Annotated in this window: 17 protein-coding genes; 6 read left to right on the top strand and 11 right to left on the bottom strand. The window is 67.5% G+C overall.

Annotated elements, in window-relative coordinates; translation table 11 throughout:
- The first annotated feature begins 4 nt into the window (after positions 1–4).
- The 3 genes from SA190iCDA_RS21630 to SA190iCDA_RS21620 are packed head-to-tail and all read left to right on the top strand — an operon-like array spanning position 5 to position 6,122.
- Entirely contained in the window at positions 5–3,145 is a 3,141-nt protein-coding gene (locus SA190iCDA_RS21630; protein ID WP_070887248.1) for an efflux RND transporter permease subunit, read from the top strand.
- A gap of 2 nt (positions 3,146–3,147) precedes the next feature.
- Positions 3,148–4,611, top strand: a complete 1,464-nt coding sequence (locus SA190iCDA_RS21625) for an efflux transporter outer membrane subunit (RefSeq protein ID WP_070887249.1) — start codon at positions 3,148–3,150, stop codon at positions 4,609–4,611.
- A gap of 2 nt (positions 4,612–4,613) precedes the next feature.
- A complete protein-coding gene (locus tag SA190iCDA_RS21620) occupies positions 4,614–6,122 on the top strand; it encodes an MFS transporter (RefSeq protein WP_070887250.1) in 1,509 nt (502 codons plus the stop codon).
- A 336-nt stretch (positions 6,123–6,458) separates the two neighbouring features.
- Here SA190iCDA_RS21620 and SA190iCDA_RS21615 read toward each other — a convergent pair whose 3' ends face one another.
- From SA190iCDA_RS21615 to SA190iCDA_RS21575, 9 genes are all read right to left on the bottom strand, one after another.
- The gene (locus tag SA190iCDA_RS21615; RefSeq protein ID WP_070887251.1) at positions 6,459–8,069 is read right to left on the bottom strand and encodes a gamma-glutamyltransferase family protein; all 1,611 of its coding nucleotides are present in this window, start codon (positions 8,067–8,069) and stop codon (positions 6,459–6,461) included.
- Positions 8,063–8,860, bottom strand: coding sequence for an amino acid ABC transporter ATP-binding protein (locus SA190iCDA_RS21610; protein WP_070887252.1), 798 nt, complete (start codon positions 8,858–8,860; stop codon positions 8,063–8,065). Before SA190iCDA_RS21610 ends, SA190iCDA_RS21615 begins: the two co-directional genes overlap by 7 nt.
- Position 8,861: 1 nt before the next feature.
- Positions 8,862–9,632, bottom strand: coding sequence for an amino acid ABC transporter permease (locus SA190iCDA_RS21605; protein WP_070887253.1), 771 nt, complete (start codon positions 9,630–9,632; stop codon positions 8,862–8,864).
- A gap of 11 nt (positions 9,633–9,643) precedes the next feature.
- Entirely contained in the window at positions 9,644–10,450 is an 807-nt protein-coding gene (locus SA190iCDA_RS21600) for an ABC transporter substrate-binding protein (RefSeq protein ID WP_070887254.1), read from the bottom strand.
- A 78-nt stretch (positions 10,451–10,528) separates the two neighbouring features.
- On the bottom strand, positions 10,529–11,197 hold the full coding sequence (locus SA190iCDA_RS21595; RefSeq protein ID WP_070887255.1) for a GntR family transcriptional regulator: 669 nt from the start codon (positions 11,195–11,197) through the stop codon (positions 10,529–10,531).
- Positions 11,198–11,479: 282 nt separating this feature from the next.
- Positions 11,480–12,919, bottom strand: a complete 1,440-nt coding sequence (locus SA190iCDA_RS21590; RefSeq protein ID WP_070887256.1) for an amidase — start codon at positions 12,917–12,919, stop codon at positions 11,480–11,482.
- A gap of 56 nt (positions 12,920–12,975) precedes the next feature.
- Positions 12,976–14,202 carry an MFS transporter gene (locus tag SA190iCDA_RS21585; protein WP_070887257.1) on the bottom strand — a complete coding sequence of 409 codons (1,227 nt, stop codon included), beginning with the start codon at positions 14,200–14,202 and terminating at the stop codon, positions 12,976–12,978.
- A 10-nt stretch (positions 14,203–14,212) separates the two neighbouring features.
- Entirely contained in the window at positions 14,213–15,142 is a 930-nt protein-coding gene (locus SA190iCDA_RS21580; protein ID WP_070887258.1) for a SphA family protein, read from the bottom strand.
- Positions 15,143–15,201: 59 nt separating this feature from the next.
- Complete coding sequence (locus SA190iCDA_RS21575) at positions 15,202–16,206, bottom strand: helix-turn-helix domain-containing protein (RefSeq protein ID WP_070887259.1); 1,005 nt, start codon at positions 16,204–16,206, stop codon at positions 15,202–15,204.
- 264 nt (positions 16,207–16,470) lie between these two features.
- On the opposite strand from SA190iCDA_RS21575, the gene SA190iCDA_RS21570 reads away from it, so the two are divergent.
- Positions 16,471–17,652: an MFS transporter gene (locus tag SA190iCDA_RS21570; RefSeq protein ID WP_070887260.1), complete on the top strand. Its 1,182-nt coding sequence runs from the start codon at positions 16,471–16,473 to the stop codon at positions 17,650–17,652.
- Between the two features lie 13 nt (positions 17,653–17,665).
- On the opposite strand, the gene SA190iCDA_RS21565 is transcribed toward SA190iCDA_RS21570, so the two are convergent.
- Positions 17,666–19,006, bottom strand: a complete 1,341-nt coding sequence (locus tag SA190iCDA_RS21565; RefSeq protein WP_070887261.1) for a sensor histidine kinase — start codon at positions 19,004–19,006, stop codon at positions 17,666–17,668.
- Positions 19,003–19,677: a response regulator transcription factor gene (locus SA190iCDA_RS21560; RefSeq protein ID WP_070887262.1), complete on the bottom strand. Its 675-nt coding sequence runs from the start codon at positions 19,675–19,677 to the stop codon at positions 19,003–19,005. Before SA190iCDA_RS21560 ends, SA190iCDA_RS21565 begins: the two co-directional genes overlap by 4 nt.
- A 195-nt stretch (positions 19,678–19,872) precedes the next feature.
- On the opposite strand from SA190iCDA_RS21560, the gene SA190iCDA_RS21555 reads away from it, so the two are divergent.
- Positions 19,873–20,403, top strand: a complete 531-nt coding sequence (locus SA190iCDA_RS21555) for an SDR family NAD(P)-dependent oxidoreductase (RefSeq protein ID WP_083329875.1) — start codon at positions 19,873–19,875, stop codon at positions 20,401–20,403.
- A gap of 106 nt (positions 20,404–20,509) precedes the next feature.
- On the top strand, positions 20,510–21,217 hold the full coding sequence (locus SA190iCDA_RS21550) for a tRNA (adenine(22)-N(1))-methyltransferase (RefSeq protein ID WP_070887264.1): 708 nt from the start codon (positions 20,510–20,512) through the stop codon (positions 21,215–21,217).
- Positions 21,218–21,235: the final 18 nt, after the last annotated feature.

The following is a 21,235-nucleotide window of genomic DNA, read 5'->3' as shown; positions in this document are numbered from 1 at the left end:
CCCAATGCCGCAGTTCTTCATCAACCGCCCGGTGTTCGCCTGGGTCATTGCCCTGTTCATCGTGCTGTTCGGCTTCATCGCCATTCCGCAATTGCCGATCGCCCGCTACCCGTCGGTGGCGCCGCCCTCGGTGACGCTGTACGCCAGCTACCCGGGTGCTACGCCGAAGACCCTCAACGACTCCGTGGTCAGCCTGGTCGAGCGCGAGCTGTCCGGGGTCAAGAACCTGTTGTACTTCGAGTCCTCGGTGGACACCTCGGGCACCGCGCAGATTACCGCCACCTTCAAGCCGGGCACCGATCCCGAGCTGGCCCAGGTGGATGTGCAGAACCGCATCAAGGCGGTCGAGCCGCGCCTGCCGCAAGTGGTGCGCCAGAGCGGCCTGCAGGTGGAATCCGCCGCCTCGGGCTTTCTGCTGATGATCGGCATGACCTCCCCGGACGGCCAGTTCGACGAGGTGCTGCTGGGCGACTACCTGGCGCGCAATATCGTCCCGGAGCTGCGCCGCATCGAGGGCGTCGGCCGCGTGCAACTGTTCGGCGCAGAGCAGGCGCTGCGCATCTGGGTCGACCCCAACAAGCTGACCGCTTTTGGCCTGACCATGGGCGACCTGGCCCAGGCCATCGAGGGACAGAACGCGCAGATTGCCCCCGGTCGGGTCGGTGACGAGCCGGCATTGCCGGGGCAACGGCTGACCGTGCCCCTGACCGTCGAAGGCCAGCTGGAAACCCCTGAACAGTTCGCCGCCGTGGTGCTGCGTGCCAGCGCCGATGGCGCGCGGGTGACCATAGGCGATGTGGCGCGGGTCGAGCTGGGCGCACAGTCCTATGGGTTTTCCAACCGCGAGAACGGCGTGTCGGCGACCAGCGCGGCGATCCAGCTGTCGCCAGGCGCCAACGCCGTGCGCACGGCCCAGGCGGTGCGCGACCGGCTCGCCGAGCTGGCGGCGAGCATGCCCGCGGGCATGAATTATTCGGTGCCGTTCGATACCGCGCCGTTCGTGAAGGTGTCCATCGAGAAGGTGATCTACACCCTGCTCGAGGCCATGGTGCTGGTGTTCCTGGTGATGTTCCTGTTCCTGCAGAACATGCGCTACACGCTGATCCCGGCCATCGTCGCGCCCATCGCGCTGCTCGGCACCTTTGCGGTGATGCTGCTGGCCGGCTTCTCGATCAACTCGCTGACCATGTTCGGCATGGTGCTGGCCATCGGCATCATCGTCGACGACGCCATCGTGGTGGTCGAGAACGTCGAGCGGCTGATGGCCACCCGTGGCCTGTCGCCGCGCGAGGCGACCCTGCAGGCGATGAAGGAGATCACCGGCGCGGTGATCGGCATCACCCTGGTGCTTACCGCGGTGTTCATTCCCATGGCCTTCGCCAGCGGTTCGGTGGGGGTGATCTACCAGCAGTTCACCCTGTCGATGGCGGTGTCGATCCTGTTCTCGGCCTTCCTGGCCCTGACCTTGACGCCAGCGCTGTGCGCCACATTGCTGCGCCCGGTAAGCGGCGATCACCACGAAAAACGCGGTTTCTTCGGCGCCTTCAACCGCGGCTTCGAGCGCTTGACCGAGCGCTACACCGGCCGGATCACCCGGCTGGTCGGGCGCAGCGGGCGGATGATGGTGGTGTTCGTGCTGCTCTGCGGCGTGCTGGCCATCGCCGGGCAGCAGCTGCCGTCATCGTTCCTGCCGGAGGAAGATCAGGGCTATTTCATGACCTCCATCCAGTTGCCGACCGGTGCCACCAGCGAGCGCACCCTGGATGTGGTCAAGCGCTTCGAGGAACACGTGGCCTCGCGCCCGGCGCTGGACGCCAACCTGGTGGTGCAGGGCTTCAGCTTCTCGGGTTCCGGCCCCAACGCGGCGATGGCCTTCACCATGCTCAAGGACTGGGATCAGCGTAATGGCGCTACCGCCGCCGAGGAAGCGGCGCTGGCCCAGGCGGCCATGGCCGACAACGTCGAGGGCACGGTGATGAGCCTGATGCCGCCGGCCATCGACGAGCTGGGTACCTCGTCGGGCTTTACCCTGTTCCTGCAGGACCGCGGCAACCGTGGCGAAGCCGAACTGCTGGAGGCCCAGGCACAGCTGCTGGAGCTGGCCGGGCAGAGCAAGATCGTCAGCGACGTGTACCCCGACGGCCTGCCGCCGGGCGAGAGCATTCGCCTCAACATCAACCGGCCCAAGGCCGAGGCCATGGGCCTGTCGTTCACGGCGGTGAGCAGCACGCTGTCGGCGGCCATGGGCTCGCTGTACGTCAACGACTTCCCCAACGCCGGGCGCATGCAGCAGGTGATTCTGCAGGCCGACGCGCCGGCGCGGATGCAGCTCGACGACGTGCTCAATCTGCGGGTGCGCAATGCCAGCGGCGGCATGGTGCCGCTGGGCGAAGTGGTGACCCCGGTGTGGAGCGAGTCGCCGCAGCAGATGATGCGCTTCCAGGGCTTCCCGGCGGTGCGGATTTCTGGTGGCGCGGCGCCTGGCGTTTCCAGCGGTGTGGCGATGGCCGAGATGGAGCGCCTGGTCACCGAGTTGCCCCAGGGCTACGCGGTCGCCTGGACCGGGCAATCACTGCAGGAGCGCCAGTCGGCTGCCCAGGCGCCGATGCTCATGGCGCTCTCGGCGCTGGTGGTGTTCCTGGTGCTGGCGGCGCTGTACGAGAGTTGGTCGATCCCGCTGTCGGTGATGCTGGTGGTGCCTCTCGGCCTGCTCGGTGCCGTGGCCGCGGTGATGCTGCGCGGCTTGCCCAACGATGTGTTCTTCAAGGTGGGGATGATCACCATCATCGGCCTGTCGGCGAAGAACGCCATCCTGATCGTCGAGTTCGCCCGCCAGCTGCATGCCGAGGGGCGCTCGCTGGTGGACGCCGCGGTGACCGCCGCGCGCCTGCGCCTGCGGCCGATCCTGATGACCTCGCTGGCCTTCACCCTGGGCGTGGTGCCGTTGATGCTCGCCTCCGGCGCCAGCGCCGAAACCCAGCACGCCATCGGCACCGGGGTGTTCGGCGGCATGCTCAGCGGCACCCTGTTGGCGGTGTTCTTCGTGCCGTCGTTCTTCGTGTTCGTGATGGGGCTGCAGGAACGCTTCCAGGTTTGGCGCGCACGGCGCAGCCCTGGCTTGCTGCCGCTCGGTGAGGAGAAATGATCATGCGTTGTTTCCTGGTAATCGCTCTGGTCGGCCTCCTGTCGGCCTGTTCCATGGCACCCATACTGGAGCGCCCGGCGCCGCCGGTGCCGGCCAGCTTTCCAGCGTCAGGCAATGCCGCCCTGGGCCATGGCGATGCAGTGCCTGCCAGCGAAATGGGCTGGCGCACGATGTTCGCCGACCCGCAGTTGCAGCGCCTGATCGAGCTGGCCCTGGCGCACAACCGCGACCTGCGCCTGGCGGCGTTGAACGTCGAGGCCGCGCGCGCGATGTTCAATATCCAGCAGTCCACACGCCTGCCGTCGGTGTCGCTGGATGCCAGCCACAGCCGCGAGCGGGCGCTGGCCCAGGGTAATAGCGGTGAGTCGCGCCGCGAGGTGAATAACCAGGTCGCGGTGAACGTCGGCACCAGCGCATTCGAGCTGGACCTGTTCGGGCGTGTGCGTTCGCTGTCCGATGCGGCGTTGGCCCGTTACCTGGCCAGCGAGCAGGGCCGCGATGCGGCGCAGATCAGCCTGATCGGTGCGGTGGCCGACGCCTACTTCGCCCGCCAGCTGGCCGACGAACAACGCCAGCTGGCCTGGCGCACCCTGGAGGACTGGCAGCAGTCCCTGAAGCTAGCGCGCCTGCTGCAGGGCGCCAAGCAGAACGGCGGCCTGGATGTCGCCCAGGCCGAGGGCCAGGTGGCCAGCGCCGAGGCCGACCTGCAGGCCCGCCAACGGGCCTTCGCCCAGGCAGGCAACGCGCTGCAGTTGCTGGTCGGTGAAGAGCTACCGGCTGACCTGCCGGCGCCGCGGGTGCTCGCGCTGCAACCATTGGTGGCACGTCTTCCGGCCGACCTGCAGTCGGAGATGCTGCTGGTGCGCCCGGACATTCGCCAGGCCGAACAGGTGCTCAATGTCGCCAATGCCGATATCGGCGCGGCGCGGGCGGCGTTCTTCCCGCAAGTGTCGCTGACCGCCTCGTTCGGCTATGCCAGCACCTCCCTGGGCAGCCTGTTCGACCCGAGCCGCCAGGTGTGGCGCTTCGCACCGCAGATCTCGCAGCCGTTGTTCCAGGCCGGGCGACTGCGTGCCGAACTGCGCCTGGCCAAGGTGCGCAAGTCCGAAGCGGTGGTTCAATACGAGCGCGCCATCCAGGTCGCCTTCCGCGAAGTGGCCGATGCCCTGGCCGGTACGGCCACCCTGGACCAGCAGATCGAGGCGCAAACCCGCGTGGTGGCCAGTGCCCAGCGCCGCGTGGCGCTGTCCGGGCTGCGCTATGGGGCCGGGGTCGATGGTCGCCTGGAGCTGCTGGATGCTCAGCGCGGGCTGTACGCCGCGCAGCAAACCTTGCTGGAACTGCGCCGCGAAGCGGTCGTCAACAGCGTGGCACTTTACAAGGCGCTTGGTGGCGGCCTGCGTGAACGCACTATCATCACCGCCGCGAGCAGCAGCGCGCCCAACCCCGAGCATCGAGAGCCCTAGTCATGTTGCGTGCCGTACCCAAACGCTGGTTGATCCTCGTTGCGGTGATGCTGGCCTTCACGCCCATCGTCATCGACATGACCATCCTGCATATCGCAGTGCCGTCGCTGACCCAGGCACTCGGCGCCACGAGCACCGAAATCCTCTGGATCATCGATATTTATCCGCTGCTGATGGCCGGCTTGCTGGTGCCCATGGGCACCCTGGCCGACCGGGTGGGCAACCGGCGCATTCTGCTCACCGGCCTCAGTGTGTTCGGCGTGGCTTCGACGCTGGCGGCGTTTGCACCTACGCCAGAATTGCTGATCGGCGCCCGGGTACTGTTGGCCCTAGGCGGCGCGATGATCATGCCGTGCGTGCTGGGCATCATCCGCCGCACCTTCGAGGACGAGCGCGAGCGGGCCATGGCCCTCGGCCTGTGGGGCACCGTCGGCGCGGCCGGAGCGGCAGTCGGTCCGCTGATCGGTGGCGCACTGCTCGAGCATTTCTGGTGGGGCTCGGTGTTCCTGATCAACGTGCCGGTGATGGCGGTGGTGATTCCGGTCGCGTTCCTGCTGCTGCCGCGCGTCGAGGAGACCACGCCGGGCAAGTGGGCCATCGGCCAGGCGCTGATTCTGATCGCCGGCATCATCAGCGTGGTCTACGCCATCAAGGCCGGCGTCGGCGCCACCCAGTCGCTGCCGGTCGCCCTGTTGGTGCTGCTCGTGGGCCTGGCGTTGCTGACCCTGTTCGCCCGCCAGCAGTTGCGCTCGACCGAGCCGATGCTCGATCTGTCGCTGTTCGGCCGCCCGGTATTGCTGGCCGGCTTGATCATGGCGGTGGTCGCCATCGGCGCCCTGGCCGGGGTGGAGCTGACCCTGGCGATGGAGCTGCAGTATGTACTCGACAAGTCGCCGTTGCAGGCCGGCATCTTCATGATTCCGATCATGGCGGCCGCAGCGGTCGGCGGGCCCCTGGCCGGCTACCTGTCCAACCGCTTCGGCCTGCGCTGGGTGGCCAGCCTGTCGCTGCTGGTTTCCGCCGGCGCCCTGGGTTTCGTGGCCTTCGCCGACCTGCATGACCCGGGGCTGAGTGTGCCGGCCGTGCTCGCGGTGCTGGGGCTGGCGCTGAGCATCGGCCTGACGGCCTCGTCGATCGCCATCATGGGCGCGGTGGAAGCCAGCAAGGGTGGCGCGGCAGGCGCCCTGGAGGCCACTGCCTACGAGCTGGGCACCGGGCTGGGGATCACCTTCTTCGGGGTGTTCATGTCCAGCGTGTACGGCCACACCATCGCCTTGCCGGGCGAGTTGGCGGCGCCGCTGGCGGAGCGTGCGATACGTTCGATTGGCGACAGTTACCTGGTGGCTACGGAGTTGCCGGCCGAACAGGCCAGTGCCCTGATCGAGGCAGCCAAGGCGGCATTTTCCAGCACCCACTCGGTGCTGCTCAGCACCTCGGCGGTGGTGATCGGCGTGCTGGCGCTGGTGGTATTCAGGTTGTTCAAGGGTTATCGCGGGCAGAGTGCCCACTAGGCTCGGTACGAAAAGTACCTGCGCTCCGAGTCGTTTCATTCAGACCTTGAGAGGCCGTTCACGATCCTCTTGGGCGACATGAAAGAGGCGGCTGCAAGGCAAAAGCTGCCCTTCGTAGGGTGGACGACGCTTTATCCGTCCACCGCTCTGCGATTGCAATGGTGGACAAAAAGAGCGTTGTCCACCCTACGTCTGCGGACTGCTTTTAACTTGTAGCTTGGGGCTTGCAGCTTGCGGCCGCTTGCGCCACTTTGCAGTCAAAGCGCTAAGTTCGAGCCGACAGCTCGTGAACAGATTCAAAAAACGGGCCGCCATTGCGGCGGCCCGGCTTTGGCGTCACCACACGGCGATATGGGAGTCGGCGCGTGGCTCGGTGCCGCCACACAGCACACCGCTGTGCGGGTCACGCACGATGATCTGCCCGCGGCCGTAGTCGGTGGAGTCGCAGGCCACGCTGACCTCGTGACCCAGGCGCGCCAGGGCCGCGGCCAGGTCCCGCGAGGCGCCCTGTTCGATGCCGACCTTCCTGTCGCCCAGCCACTGCCAGCGCGGGGCGTCGAGGGCGGCCTGGGGGTTGAGGCCGAAGTCGACCAGGTTCATCACCATCTGCACGTGGCCCTGGGGCTGCATGTAGCCGCCCATCACGCCGAACGGCGCGACCGCCTCGCCGTCCTTGGTCAGGAAGCCGGGGATGATGGTGTGGAAGGTCTTCTTGCCGGCGACCAGGGTGTTGGCGTGGTTGGCTTCCAGGCTGAATTCCTGGCCACGGTTCTGCAGGGCGATGCCGCTGTCGGGTACCACCACGCCGGAGCCGAAGCCGTGGTAGTTGCTCTGGATGAACGACACCATGTTGCCTTCGCCATCGGCGGCGGCCAGGTACACGGTGCCGCTGGCGTGCGGGTCGCCGGCCTCGGGTTGCCGGGCATGTTCGCCAATCAGCTTGCGGCGCCGCTCGGTGTAGCCGGGGCTGAGCAGGTCGGCCACGGCGACACGCATGTGCTCGGGGTCGGTGATGTGATGCAGGCCGTCGGCGTAGGCCAGCTTGAGCGCTTCTATCTGGCGGTGCCAGGTCTGCAGGCTGTCACGATGATCGAACTCGAAGCCCTGGAGAATCTGCAGGGTCATCAGGGCGACCAGGCCCTGGCCGCTGGGCGGGATTTCCCATACGTCATAACCGCGGTAGTTGATGCTGATCGGCTCGACCCAGCGCGGTTTGTAGGCGTGCAGGTCTGTCTTGCGCAGGTAGCCGCCAGCGGCGCGCGAGGCCTGGTCGATACGCTCGGCGATCTCGCCGCGGTAGAAACTCTCGCACGCGCTGTCGGCCAGCGCCTGCAGGGTGCGGGCCTGGGCCAGATTGCGGAACAGCTCGCCGGCTTTGGGCGCGCGGCCATCGATCAGGAAGGTGTCGAACCAGGCCTGCAGGGCCGGCTCGCGGTGTGCGGAGAACTCATCCAGGGCCACCTGCCACTGGTGGGCGACCACCGGCGACAGCGGAAAGCCATCGGCGGCCAGGCTGATCGCCGGTTTCAGAAGGTCGCCGAACGGCAGGCGACCGAAGCGTCGCGACAGTTCCGCCCAGGCCGAGGGGCAGCCCGGCACGGTGACCGGTGTCCAGCCGTAGGTGGGCATCTGCATGTGGCCGGCGGCCTTCACCGCATCGATGTTCAGGGCGGCGGGAGCGTGGCCGCTGGCGTCCAGGCCGTGCAGCTGGCCCTTGACCCAGACCAGGGCGAAGGCATCACCGCCGATGCCGCAGCCGGTCGGCTCAACCACTGTAAGGGCGGCGGCGGTGGCGATGGCCGCGTCGATGGCATTGCCGCCGCGACGCATGACGTCGATCCCGGCTTCGGCGGCCAGGGGTTGCGAGGCGGCCACCATGCCGCGCCGGGCGAACACGCTCTGGCGCTGCGAGGCATAGGGATAACGATGTGCGGAAAAGCTCAGCATGCGGATACCTCCGGCAGGACGCGGCTCAGGAACGCCCGCGTACGCGGGTGGCTGGGCGCGCTGAAAATCTGTTCGGGCGGGCCTTGTTCGATCAGCTCGCCCTGATCGAGCACCACCACGCGGTCGGCCACTTCCCGGGCGAAGCCCATTTCGTGGGTGACCACCACCATGGTCATGCCCTGTTCGGCCAATTGTTTCATCACCTGCAGCACTTCGCCGACGGTTTCCGGGTCCAGGGCGCTGGTCGGCTCGTCGAACAGCATCGCCTGGGGCTTCATCGCCAGGGCACGGGCGATGGCCACGCGCTGCTGCTGGCCACCGGAGAGCATCGACGGGTATTGGTCGGCCTTGTCGGCCAGGCCCACCTGCTTGAGCAGCTGGCGGGCGTGTTCCAGAGCCTGCGCCTTGCCGACGCCGAGCACCTGGATCGGCGCCTCGATGATGTTCTGCAGGGCGGTCATGTGCGGGAACAGGTTGAAGCGCTGGAACACCATGCCGATGTCGCGGCGCTGGCGCGCGATATTGCGCTCGCTGTCGCGTACCAGCGAGCCATCCGGGCGCTCACAGTAACCCATGGGCCGGCCGTTGACGCGAATGCGCCCACCCTGGATCTCCTCGAGCAGGTTGATGCAACGGATAAAGGTGGTCTTGCCCGAGCCCGAGGCGCCGATCAGCACCACCACCTCGCCACGTTTGACCTGCAGCGATACGCCCTTGAGGATCTGCAGGTCGCCGAAGGACTTCTCGATATTCAGCGCTTCGATGACCAGATCCTGATTGCCGTTCTGCATCTCAACGCCCCCTCAACAGTTTTGCCGTGTAGCTGCCGAACAGCCGTCTGGACGCCGTGGCGGGGCGCCGGTCGGACTGTCCGAAGCGGCGCTCCAGCCAGCTCTGGAAGAAGCCCCAGAGGGTGGTCAGCAGCAGGAAGTAGATGGCCACCACCAGGTACAGCTCGAATACCCGGAAGGTCGCCGAGGTGATCATCTGGGTGCTGAGCAGCAGCTCCTGCACACCGATCACGCTGACCAGGGTGGTGTTCTTGAGCATCACGTTGAACTCGTTGCCCAGCGGCGGCACGATGATGCGAAAGGCCTGGGGCAGCACGATACGGCGCATCAGCTTGGCGAAGGTCATGCCCAGGGAGCGGCCGGCCTCGTATTGGCCCTTGTCCACCGCGGCGATGCCGGCACGCATGATCTCCGCCATGTAGGCGCCTTCGTTGAGGCCCAGGGCGATGATCGCGGCCTGCAGGTTGCCCGGTATCACCACCCAGCCCAGGTCCAGGTCCTCGAAGCGGAAGATGCCGCCCGCCGCCAGCGCCGTGTACAGAAAGACGATCTGCACCAGCAGCGGCGTGCCGCGCATCAGCCACACGTAGAAGCGTGCCGGTGCCTGGATGAACGGGTTGCTGGACAGACGCATCAGCGCCGCCAGCAGCCCGATCACGCAGCCCAGGGCCATGGACAGCACGGCGATCACGCAGGTCATCCACAGCGCGCCCAGGTACAGGTCACTGGGCTGCAGCAGGTATTGCCAGAAGATGTCCCAATTGAAATTCATCCACGTGGCCCTCAGTCCAGCTTGTCACTGGCGACGTGCCACTTGGCGAGCAATGCGGCGTAGCTGCCGTCGGCGCCCATGTCGTCGATGATCTGCTGCACCGCGGCGGACAGCTGCTGGTCGTCCTTGCGCACGCCGATGCCGGTGAGGATGCGCCCGAACGCCGGCACGCCTTCCTGGAACAGATCGGGGGCCATGGCCGCGTAGTAGCCGGCGGTTTCCACGGTGGTGCCATAGGCGTCGACCTGACCGATGCGCAGCGCCTGGAAGGCGTCGGTGTCGGTGTTGTAGGCCACCAGCTTCATCGGCGCCTTGCCGGCCTCTGTCAGCTTGTGGTTCTCGGCGTCGAGCAGGGTCTTGATGGTCGAGCCGTTGAGCACGGCGATCTTGTGGCCGGAGAGGTCATCGAGCGCCTGGATGTTCTTGGGGTTGCCCTTGGGCACCACCACCGACTGGCTGGAATACATGTAGTTGACGATGTCGATCACCTCGCGGCGCTCCGGCTTGTCGAACAGCTGGTCGACGATCAGGTCGCACTGGCTGGCCAGCAGCGCCGGCACCAGCCCGGAGAACGGCGTGACGCGCCACGACACTTGCTTGTCGCCCAGGCGCTTGGCGATCTCCATGCCCAGGTCGATGGCCAGGCCGGTGGGCTTCTGCGCAGCGTCGAAGGACACCAGTGGTGGCGAGTCCATGCCCGAGCAATAGGTCAGCTTGCCGACGTCCTTGAGGCGATCCGGCACGGCGGGTGCGGCCGTGGCCAGGGAAGCGGCCAGCCCCAGGGATACGGCGGCGACGAGAGAGCATGAAAGGCGCATGGTGGTACTCCGTTTGCTGTGATCGAAAGGGCAGCAGTGAAGTGGCAAGGGAGGCGACCGTCGGCGGTCGTCCGCTGGTTATTGTTCGCTTTGCAGAAATAGCGTCAGGGCCGGCAGGGTGCCCTCGATATGTTCGCGGAGCACCCGCTCGGCCAGGTCGGCGTCACGGGTGCGCAGGGCGGCCAAAATCTGCGCGTGTTCCTCGCGGCCGCTGAGCGGCTTCTCGCCGTGTTCGAGCCACAGGCGCATCGGCGCCTCGATCAGCGAGTAGAGCGCGACGATCTGCTTCATCAGCCGCGGGCGCTCGCTGATGCTGCACAGGTATTCGTGGAAGATGCGGTGGCGCACCACCCACTGGGCGGTGTCGTTGCGGCACTCGTCCATGTCGTCGAGCAGTCGCTCCAGCAGGATCAGGTGGCGCTCGGTGACCTTGCCCACCGCCACGCGGATCGCCAGGCCCTCGAGGGCGCTGCGCATCTCGAAGACTTCGTTCATCTGCTCGATGTCCAGGCCACTGACCACCGCGCCGCGGTTGGGGCGCAGGGTGACCAGGCCCTGGGCATCCAGGCGACGGAAGGCTTCGCGCACCGGCATGCGGCTGGTGCCGATTTCCGCGGCGATGTCCTCGGCTACCAGCCGGTCACCCTTGCGGTAACGGCCGGCGCAGATCGCCGCGAGCAGGAAGTTATAGGCCTCTTCTTCGGCGGTCACGGGTTGACGCTGGGCGTAGAGCGGAGCGGTAAGCATGCTGAGCTTCCTGAATAAATGTATCCAATTATCCGTTTAGTCAATGCAGCAAGAGGCGGGCCAGTCATCAGGCGCTGGGAAATTCGGCAGGTGTAACAGAGGGTTATGAGCAGCGGCCGGCGGCGCTTGCCAGCCTGGCTGCAGGGGAAGTGTCACCGAATGAAGCAGAGAGCAGGCGACGTGCGCCGTAATTGGGCGTTTTCGTGCCAGGGCGTGCAGCGCCTTTTGAGCAAGGCGATGTATGGGGGCGGGCACCGACGAGTTCGACGCCCGCGCTTGCCGTCAGCCTTTTCGGGCGTTTACCGGCGGCACCCGTCCGGCCCAGGGCTGAGCCTGTTCCAGTTGGGCGGCCAGAGCCAGCAGGGTGCCTTCCTCACCAAAGCGCGCGGCGAAGTGCGAGCCCAGGGGCAGGCCACCGCTGGTCCAGTACAACGGCACCGACATGGCCGGCTGGCCGCTGGCATTGAACAGCGCGGTGAATGGCGAGTAGCTGTGGAAGCGCTCGATCATTGCGGCCAGGTCGAGGCTGTCGTCGAAGGGGTCGAGGCTGCCGATCAGCGGCGGCTCGCGAGTCAGGGTCGGGGTGAGGATCAGGTCGAAGTCGCTGAGGAAGGCGGCCAGGCGCCGGCCCAGCATATGGATGCTGGCCACCGCGTCGGCATAGCGCGCGCCGCTGGTGCCGCCTTTCTCGCGCAGGATGATCCGCGTGCGCGGCTCAAGCTCCTCGGGGCTTACCGGGGTGCCGCGCATCTCGCCGAGCAGCCCGACGTAGCTGCTGGTGCTGGCACCGATGATATCGAACACCTGATCGAGAAAGGCCAGGGCGTCGACCGGCAGGGTAGCGTGCTCGACGCGGTGGCCGAGGGCCTCGCACAGTCTGGCGCTGTGGCGCACCGCGGCCAGCGCTTCCGGGCCGCTGGCCCAGGGCGCCAGGTGCTCGACCAGGGCGATGCGCAGCGGCCGTGGTGGGCGACGCAGGCTGTCGGCGAAGGGCTCGTGCTGCCAGGGCGCGGCGTAGGGGGCACCGAGGTCGGCGCCGGCGGTGATGTCCAGCAGTGCGGCGCTGTCGCGCACGGACACCGTGATCGCGTGGGCGGTGCTCATGCCGGCCCAGCCTTCGCCGGTCAGCGGGCCGCTGGGCATGCGCCCACGGCTTGGCTTGAGGCCGAACACCCCGCAGCAGGAGGCCGGCACGCGCAGTGAGCCACCGCCGTCGTTACCGTGGGCGAAGGGCACCACGCGGGCGGCGACCAGCGCCGCGGCGCCACCGCTGGAGCCACCGACGCTGCGCGCGGTGTCCCAGGGGTTGCGGGTGGCGCCGAAACGGGTCGACTCGGTGGTGTAGGAGGTGCCGAACTCTGGCGCCGTGGTGGTGCCGATGAACTGGCAGCCGGCCTCGCGCAGGCGGCTGACCACGGCGTCATCCAGCTCCATGCGCGCTTCGCCAAGGGCCAGCGAGCCGTTGCTCATGCGCGCACCGTCGAGCGGCGCGAACAGGTCCTTGATCAGCGTCGGCACACCGCGCAACGGGCCGTTGCCAAGTGTCGCCTGGCGCGCGCTGTCGTAGAGTTTCTCGGCTACCGCATTGAGCTGCGGCTCGACCTGCTCCAGCCGCGCGATGCTGGCTTCGAGCAGCTCGCCGGGGTTGACTTCGCCTTTGTCGACCAGCCCGGCGAGGCCGGTGGCGTCGTGTTGATCCATCAGGGTGTGAATGTCGTGCATGGCAAAACCTCGGCTATGGGGTAACACCCGCTGGCCTGCAGCGGGCAAAGGGAAATTCACGGGTGTGAGGCGAGCGCCGTGTCGCGCGGTCGGAGCAGGGCGGCCACCAGCCAGATGGCCGCGCCGGCCAGGCTGGCGGTGGCCAGCCAGCCGATGGCGCCGCGCAGGTCGTAACCGAGCGCCATGAGGGTGGCGACCGCCAATGGGCTGGCGAACTGGCCGATGTACAGGCAGGCGGTGAAGCCGCCCAGGCCGCGGCCACGGGTGCTGGCGCTCAGGGCGTTCATCACCGGGGCCATGGCGTTGGGCACCAGCAGGCCGACACCGAGGCCGTGGACGACCACCGCCACCAGCATGGCCTGGTAGCTCTGGGCGTGGATCAGCAGCCACAGGCCGGTGGCCATCAGCCCCAGCAGCAGGGCGTTGCAACCGGGGATGCCCAGGCCGCGGCGCAGCAGTGGCCAGGTCAGCGAGCCGCCGAGGCTGGCCAGCAGACCCAGTCCGGCGCAGGCGCCGATCAGCGTGCTGGAGGTGATGCCCATGCCGGCCAGCAGCAGCGGCGATTGCACCGGTACCACCACGGCCAGCACCATGCCGGCGAGAATCAGCAGATACCCGACCACCAGGCGCGGGATGGACACCTGCTCGTCGTCCGCCTGCACGCTGCTCGCCACACGCCGTGGCGGCTCCCAGAGCACACGCAGCATCGCCGGAACCAGCAGCAGCGGCAGCAGGTACAGGTAGAACGGCAGCCGCCAGGACTGCTCGCCCAGTGCGCCGCCGGCCACGAAGCACAGGGCGCCGACCAGGCCGATGCCGACCACCTGCAGGTTGACCAGGCGCATGCGGTCCTCGCCTTGCCAGTAGTCGGCGATCAGCGCCGCGCAGCAGGTCATGATCGCCGCTTCGGCGCAACCGAACAGCAGCCGCGCGGCGACGATCTGGCGCAGGTCATCGAGCAGTGCCGGCAGCACGCCGAGCAGGGCGTACAGCAGGGTGGCGATGATCAGCAGTGCCTTGCGGCCGATACGGTCGGCAAGCCAGCCGGCCAGCGGCGCGAACAGCGCGATGGCCAGGGCCGGGCCGGTTATCGCCAGGGGCACCAGCAGGTCGGCGCGGGGCTCGAAGGGGCCGAATTCGGCGCCGAGTTTGGGCAGGATGGGCGCGACCATCACCGAGCCCATGATGGTCAGGCTGCTGCCCAGTACCAGCACCAGGCCCTCGCGACGGGGCACGGCCTGGCGAGCGCCGCCCTGAGGTGAAACGGTCGATTCGATCGTCATGGCAGCCACCTCAGAAACTGTACGCAACGCGCAGGGCGACGTTGTAACCCTCGGTGCGGTTCTCGGCGTCGAACTCCTTGTAGGCATGCAGCCACACCGGCGGCAGGCCGGGTTTGAGAAAGCTCACGGCCGGGCCGACGGCGATGACCCGGGCGCGGTTGCCGTGATCGAGGTTGGGCGCGTCGTCGTCGCTGACCTGCTGGTAGTAGTAGCCGCCCAGGCCCAGCGTCCACGGCCCGACGTGCTGGCCCACGGAAAACTCGTGGCGGTACTCGGTGCCGCTGCGGTAGTCGGTAGCGTGGTTGCGGCTGTTGATGTCCAGCTGCTGGCTGGACGACACCTCGAAGCCGCCGTCGCTGAGCCAGGTGGCATTGAGGGCGGGGGAGAGGGTCCAGTGGTTGAGGCCGGGGGAGATCAGCCGGTTCCTGTCGTAGTCGCCGGTCGGCGCCTGGATCTGCAGGCGCGTATTGATGAACAGATTGCGGGAAATGTCCCACTGCAGGATCAGCGGAGTGATCTGCGTGTCGGCCTGGCGGAACACTTCCTTTTCCAGGCGTAACGGGCCGAACGGGGTAGCCACCTTGAGGCGCGCATCCATCTGGAAGAACGGTTGGGCGATGGCGAAGCCGTAGCGGGCGCCGAACAACTGCTGCTCGGTCATGCGGATATAGGCCACGCCAAGCGACAACACGTCCAGCGAGAAAGCGTTGCCTACCTTGTCGCCGTTGCGGTCCTTCTGCACGTTGGTGGAGTAGTAGGCCGCGCGCAGGCCCAGGGTGCCGTAGGGGGTAGACGGCGGTGACATGCCGGCACCGAAGTCGTAAACCCCGGCGGGCGTGGTGGGCGCCCCGTTTTCCGTGGCCTGGGCCTGGCTGCCGAGGAGCAGGGTGGCGCCGAACAGAACGGACAGATGAGTGAATGACGCACGGCGAACCGGCATGGCTGACCCCTTTTATTATTGTGTGGGAAGTCAGCCTAGGGACGCTTCAGGGTTCGCCGTTATCCGTTTTCGGCACAGTGTTGGCGAGCCTGACGCAAGGTCTCCGACGGCTTGCAGCCGAACAGCTGGCGATAGTCGCTGGCGAAGCGGCTCAGGTGCCAGAAGCCCCAGTTGGCGGCGATGGTCTGTACCGAATCGACCTCGCTGGCGTGGCGCAACTGACGGTGCACCGCGTTCAGGCGGATGGTGCGCAGGTAGGCCAGCGGGTTGATGCCCAGGGCTTCCTGGAAGCAGTACTGCAGCTTGCGGCGGCTGGCGCCGATCTGGTTGCACAGCTCGAGAATGTTGATGGGCCGCTCCGGATGGGCGAGGGCGTAGTCGCGGGCACGGTCGACCATGCGCCGGCGTGCGCTGGGCGGCAGCGAGTGGTCGCCTTCGGCGTCGATCAGCTCCAGCAGGTGCATGACGATGGCATCACGGATGGCACCACGGATCGTGCCGTGATCGAGCAGTGTGGCGACGGGGGCCTGCCTGTCGAGCACGCTGCCGAACAGGTTGATCAGCTGCTGCTGGTTGGCCTGGCCGAGCAAGTGGTAACAGCGAGACAGGCGCGTCAGGTCGAGTTCGCGCTGCTGCTGGTGCAGGGTGCGCTGCAGCGACTGCTCGTCGATGGCGATGCATACCGCGTCCAGCTCGCCGCTCACGCGCAGCTCCGGCAACCTGTCGCCGCGGCCGACCAGCAGGCTCGGCGCGTGAATCGAGTGGCCACCACAGTGCAGGTGCGGGTCGCGGCAGCTCAGCGGCATGGCGAAGGCAATCGCCCCAGGCCAGGTGGCCGCCTGCTTGAGCATCGCCTGGTTGGCGCGGTCGCGAATCAGCTGCATGCCATCGAGCTGCAGCTCGAGTATTTCACCGCTGAAACGCCCGGCGCCGAGCTGGTCGTAACGCAGCTGCCAGCCGGACAGTTGCGCATGCTCATCGACATCGTGCGAACGCCGATAGCTGATCGCCGAGGGCGGGACTGCCGGGGGCGTATCGGTTTGGGTAACCGCGAGACTGTGCATTTTCGAAACCTTCACTGGGGTGTCGAGGCTGTGTACCCAGCATGAGGCAATTTCCATTCCGTAAGTCAGGTTAATCATTAATAAAATTAACTTGTGCCGAAATGGGATAGCCGCCAAGACCCTCTGTGAACTGATCGAAGCCGCAGCCAGGTGCCCGGGTCGCACCATTGTCCGCAGGCATGACCGCTATGCACCGCGATCATTTGACCCGCCTGGCCTGAGTGCATAGGGTGGCGACCCGTTTTTCCAGACTCAAGGTCGCCCATGTCCGCTCGTGCCAAACTGCCGTTCACCATCTACCTGCTGGGTGCGACGATCTTCTCCCTGGTCACCGCCGAATTCATGGTCGCCGGCATGATGCCGGCCCTGGCCGAGGCGTTTTCGGTAAGCCTGGGCGAGGTCGGCAACCTGATCGCCTTCTACGCTCTGGGCATGGCCCTCGGCGGCCCGCCGGTGACCATGCTGTTGCTGTCGCGCGGCATCGGCAGCAAGCCGGCGCTGGTCGGGCTGCTGGCGGTCTACGTGCTGGCCGGCGCCCTGGCCGCGGCGGCCACCAGCTACCCGGTGCTGGCCCTGGCGCGGATCATCATGGGCGTGTCCAGTGCCGCGTGCATCGGCCTGTGCATGACCCTGTGCGCGGCGATGGTCGCCAATCAGGAGCGCGGTCGCGCGGTGTCGGTGGTGCTTGCCGGGCTGATGCTCTCGCCGGTGGCCGGCGTACCGCTGACCGCCTGGATCGAGCAGCACCATGGTTGGCGCGCCAGCTCCTGGGCGGTGGTCGGCCTGGCGCTGATTTGCACCTTGCTCGCCGCCATACGCCTGCCAAAGGCCGAGGCTGGCGGCGAAGCCCGCCTCGGCGAACAGATCAGGACCCTGCGCACCCGCCGCCTGTGGGGCGCCTACCTGACCAGCGGGCTGATCATCGGCGCCACCTTCGCGGCCTTCAGCTACTGCACGCCGATCCTTATCGAGGAGGTCGGCCTGGCGCCTGGCCAGGTGGCACCGATGCTGGCGCTTTATGGCGTGGCCAACCTGATCGGCAACATGCTGGTGGGCCGTTTCGCCGACAGCCACACCTTCACCGCGCTGGGCCTGGGCCTGATCATGCTGGTGCTGGCCATGGCCGGCTTCGCCCTGGCGGGCGATAACCTGTGGCTCAACCTGGGCTGCTTTATCGCCATCGGCCTGACCGGCGTGGCGCTCAACCCGGCGATGGTCGCGCGGGTGATGAAGGCCGCCGAGCCCGGCGCCCTGGTCAACACCCTGCACACCTCGGTGATCACCGCCGGGCTGGCGTTCGGCAGCTGGGCCGGTGGCGCGGCCATCGAAGCGGGCTACGGCCTGCGTGCGCCGCTGTGGGTCGGCGCCGCCATCGCCCTGGTGGGCCTGCTCAGCGTAAGTCGCCCGCTGGCCAGCGGCCGTGTGGCCGCCAGCCCTTGCACCTGATTGTCGCGCTCGTCTAAGCGGAGGCCAGGGGTAGTTGCACCCGGAACACGGCGCCGCCGCCGGCAGCATCCTCGACGCTGATACGCCCGCCATGGGCACGCACGATCTCCCGTACCAGGTGCAGGCCGAGGCCATGCCCGGGCTGTTCGGTCTTGCCGCGGTAGAAGGGCTGGAAGATCTGCTCGCGATCTTCCCGCGCCACACCAGGGCCCTGGTCGGCCACTGCCACGCTGGCATCGGCGCCGATGCGCAGGCTGATGGTGCCGACCCCGGCACCGTGCACCAGGGCGTTCTGCAGCAGGTTGGTGACCACCCGGCTCAGGGCGCTGGCCTGGCCCAGCACCCATATCGGCTGCTCGGGCGCTTCCAGCACCAGGTCGTCGCAACGGGCCAGGGCCAGGGGGGCGATGTCGAAAATCACCTCGCGGCCCAGGGCCACCAGATCCACCGGCGCGAACTCCATCTGCGGGGCCTGCAGCCGTTGCAAGTCGAGCAACTGCTCGGCCACGGTGGCCAGGCGTGCCAGGTCGATCTGCAGCATGGGTTTGATCGGGTGCGCGGGCATGCCGTCGAGGCGCGCCATCAGTACGGCGATCGGCATGCGCAGTTCATGGGCGGCGTCACGCAGGAAGCGGTCGCGGGCGTGGTAGGCCTTGCTGGAGCGCTCCATGGCCGCGTTGAAGGCGCTGACCAGCGGGCGAATTTCCCGCGGCACCGAGTCCTCGGGCAGGTGCGCATCGGGCTGCGAGATGTCCAGCGCCGCGGCGCGGCTGGCCAGCCGGCGCACCCCGCGCATGGCGCGCAGCACCACGATGGGCGTGGCGAGCAGGGTGAAGAGCAGCAGCGGTGTCAGGAAGTAGGGGCTCAGCAGCCCGGTGGCCTGGACGATCAGGCTGGTGAAGCTCAGATCCGCCACGCCGCCGACCATGATATGCACGCGTTGCCCCTGTATCTCCTTGACCTCGATGCGCATGGTCAGCTGGCGGTGTTCCGGCAGGGTGCGTATCTGCGAGATGCCGAGCACCGGCAGGTAGTTGGCCAGCTCGCGGTATTCGCCCGGCACGCGGCCGAGTTCGTTACGCCGCCCGTTGCCGTCGGCGATCACCACCCACAGGCCGGGGTTGGCCGCCTGCAACTGGCGTAACGGCTCGCTGGACGCGAAGACCAGCCCCTGGGGTTGCACGGCAATGGAATCCTCCAGGGCTTCGATCACCGCATCGTCCATGAAGGTGAACTGGTCGTCGATGATGTGATACAGGGTGCCGGCAATCGCCGCCATCAGCACCACCACCTGCATGATGCACAGCGACCACAGCAGGCGGCTGATCAACGACGGGTTATGGACCGTTTTCATCGGCTTTCCTTGAGCAGGTAGCCGACGCCGCGGATCACCGCGATCTCCACCCCTGCTTCGGCATCCTTGAGCGACCGGCGCAGCCTCGACACATGGGCGTCCAGGGCATTGGACTGGATCTCGTCGGCCAGGCCATACACCGCCTCGTGGAGGTTCTCGCGCAGCACCGTACGGCCCTGGCGGTAGATCAGCGCTTCGAGGATCAGCAACTGGCGCCGCGGCAGTGGCAGCGCCTGGCCGTCGACGACCGCCTCGCGGGCGCTGAAGTCGAACGACAGGGCGCCAAGCGTGGCGGTGGGCAGCACCAGCGTGGCCGGGCGCCGGGCAATCGCCCGCACCCGGGCCAGCAGTTCGTCGACGGCCACCGGCTTGACCAGGTAATCGTCGGCGCCGCCATCGAGGCCGTCGACCCGCTCGGCGATCTCGCCACGGGCGGTGAGCAGCACGATGGGCAGCGCCGGGCACAGCCGCCGGGCGGTGGCGATGAAGCCCACGCCATCGCCATCGGGCAGGCCGCGGTCGAGAATCAACAGGTCGTGCACGCTCAGGCGCAGGGTCGCCCCCGCCGCGGCCAGCGAGTGCACGGTATCGACCAGCAAACCGTGCCGGCCAAGCGCCTCTTGCAGGGCCTGGGCCATGGGCAGGTCATCTTCGACGAGGAGGATTCGCAAGGTGCATTACCGCGCGGTTATCGGAGCGGCACATAGTAGCGGAGCCGGGAAAATCACGGCGCAATGTTCAGGCAATGTTGCCGGGTGACCATCGGCTGCAACGGCCGACAGGGCCGCTGAGGCAAGGCGGCCGCCGCCCACGAGGCGCAGCGGAAACGCCGGGCCTGTGCACGCAACTTTCGGGCGGGTTGAGGCATGAATCGAACTTTCGTGGTCTTCGGGGCGCAGAACAGCGTGGGCGCGCTGGCCGCCCGTCAGTATGGCAACCAGGGGTATGACGTGGTGCTGGTGACCGACCATGCGCATTGCATAAAGGCATTGACCAGCGTGCTGGAAAGCGAAGGCATCGCCACCCGCACCTTTACCGGCGAGCTGGCGCGGCCGGAGCAGGCCAGGGCGATGATCCGCTCCATCCGCAGCAGCGTCGGGCCGATCGACGCCATGTACTACGGCCTGGACTGCAGCAATGGGCCAGCCCACGGTGATGATGCGGCCGAGCTGGGTTGCCTGAACCTGGCGGCGCTGGTCAGCGAGCTGCTGCCCGACATGCGCTCGCGCAAGGCCGGCGCCATCCTGCTCGACCAGGGCGCCGCAGACCTGTCGTGCGCCCACGGCGCCAATGCCCGGCTGTGCCTGCAATGCCTCCAGGAGGCGCGTGCCTGTGAAGGTGTGCAGGTGGGCACCCTCAGCCTCGGCGCCTTGATCGGCGGCCAGCGCGCCTGCTGAGCAGGCCACGGGCGGCGCCATTTGCGGTTGCCTCGCCGGCCATTGCCCGACAGAATCGCCGGCCGCTCGGCCAGCCCTGGCCAGTGTGCTATTCACGAGGCCGCTCTTGAACCCACGCCAATTATCCGCGCGCCTGGAGCGCGTCGCCGCCCAGGTGCCGGCCGGAGCGCGGCTTGCCGATATCGGCACCGACCACGGCTACCTGCTCGTCGCGCTGGTCAAGCGTGGGGTGATCAGCGCTGCGGTCGCCGGCGAGGTGGCGCTCACACCGTTGCGCGCGGTGGAGCGAAGTGTTCGCGAGAACGGCCTGGGCGAGCAGATCGCCGTGCGCCTGGCCGATGGTTTGGCGGCCATCGAGCCCGGTGACGGCATCACCGCCATCAGCTTCTGCGGCATGGGCGGCGAGACCATTCGCGACATCCTCGCGCGGGACAAGGGGCGGCTCGGCGGCAACGAGCTATTGATCCTGCAACCCAATGGCGGCGAGCAGCCGCTGCGCAGGTGGCTGATGGATAACGGCTACCGCATCCGCCACGAGGAAGTGCTGCAGGAAAACCGCTTCTTCTACGAGATCATCGTTGCCGAGCCCGGTGAACCGAGGCGCCATACCGACAGAGCGCTGTATTTCGGCCCGCTATTGGTGCAAGAGCGCAGCCCGGTTTTTGTCGCCAAGTGGCGGCGCCTGCTGCGTCTCAAACAGCAGACCTTGGCTGGCCTGGCCCGCGCTCAGCGGATCGTGCAGGATGAGGAACTGGAGCAGCAGGTGCGCTGGATCAGCGAGATGCTCGCCTCCGACGGTTGTGCACAGGCCTGAGCCCGCGCACAACCGCGC

This window comes from Pseudomonas argentinensis, from assembly GCF_001839655.2.
In the GTDB taxonomy this organism is placed as follows: Bacteria; Pseudomonadota; Gammaproteobacteria; order Pseudomonadales; family Pseudomonadaceae; genus Aquipseudomonas; species Aquipseudomonas argentinensis_B.
Note: the sequence above shows the minus strand (reverse complement) of the source record. Positions and strands in the feature narration are given on the sequence as shown.

Excerpts from the sequence above, each read along its gene's own strand:
- SA190iCDA_RS21570 (WP_070887260.1), top strand. The coding sequence starts at position 16,471 with ATGTCCGCTCGTGCCAAACTGCCGTTCACCATCTACCTGCTGGGTGCG.
- SA190iCDA_RS21585 (WP_070887257.1), bottom strand. The coding sequence starts at position 14,202 with ATGACGATCGAATCGACCGTTTCACCTCAGGGCGGCGCTCGCCAGGCC.
- SA190iCDA_RS21595 (WP_070887255.1), bottom strand. The coding sequence starts at position 11,197 with ATGCTTACCGCTCCGCTCTACGCCCAGCGTCAACCCGTGACCGCCGAA.
- SA190iCDA_RS21565 (WP_070887261.1), bottom strand. The coding sequence starts at position 19,006 with ATGAAAACGGTCCATAACCCGTCGTTGATCAGCCGCCTGCTGTGGTCG.
- SA190iCDA_RS21580 (WP_070887258.1), bottom strand. The coding sequence starts at position 15,142 with ATGCCGGTTCGCCGTGCGTCATTCACTCATCTGTCCGTTCTGTTCGGC.
- SA190iCDA_RS21590 (WP_070887256.1), bottom strand. The coding sequence starts at position 12,919 with ATGCACGACATTCACACCCTGATGGATCAACACGACGCCACCGGCCTC.
- SA190iCDA_RS21610 (WP_070887252.1), bottom strand. The coding sequence starts at position 8,860 with ATGCAGAACGGCAATCAGGATCTGGTCATCGAAGCGCTGAATATCGAG.
- SA190iCDA_RS21555 (WP_083329875.1), top strand. The coding sequence starts at position 19,873 with ATGAATCGAACTTTCGTGGTCTTCGGGGCGCAGAACAGCGTGGGCGCG.
- SA190iCDA_RS21575 (WP_070887259.1), bottom strand. The coding sequence starts at position 16,206 with ATGCACAGTCTCGCGGTTACCCAAACCGATACGCCCCCGGCAGTCCCG.
- SA190iCDA_RS21605 (WP_070887253.1), bottom strand. The coding sequence starts at position 9,632 with ATGAATTTCAATTGGGACATCTTCTGGCAATACCTGCTGCAGCCCAGT.
- SA190iCDA_RS21630 (WP_070887248.1), top strand. The coding sequence starts at position 5 with ATGCCGCAGTTCTTCATCAACCGCCCGGTGTTCGCCTGGGTCATTGCC.
- SA190iCDA_RS21615 (WP_070887251.1), bottom strand. The coding sequence starts at position 8,069 with ATGCTGAGCTTTTCCGCACATCGTTATCCCTATGCCTCGCAGCGCCAG.
- SA190iCDA_RS21620 (WP_070887250.1), top strand. The coding sequence starts at position 4,614 with ATGTTGCGTGCCGTACCCAAACGCTGGTTGATCCTCGTTGCGGTGATG.
- SA190iCDA_RS21625 (WP_070887249.1), top strand. The coding sequence starts at position 3,148 with ATGCGTTGTTTCCTGGTAATCGCTCTGGTCGGCCTCCTGTCGGCCTGT.
- SA190iCDA_RS21600 (WP_070887254.1), bottom strand. The coding sequence starts at position 10,450 with ATGCGCCTTTCATGCTCTCTCGTCGCCGCCGTATCCCTGGGGCTGGCC.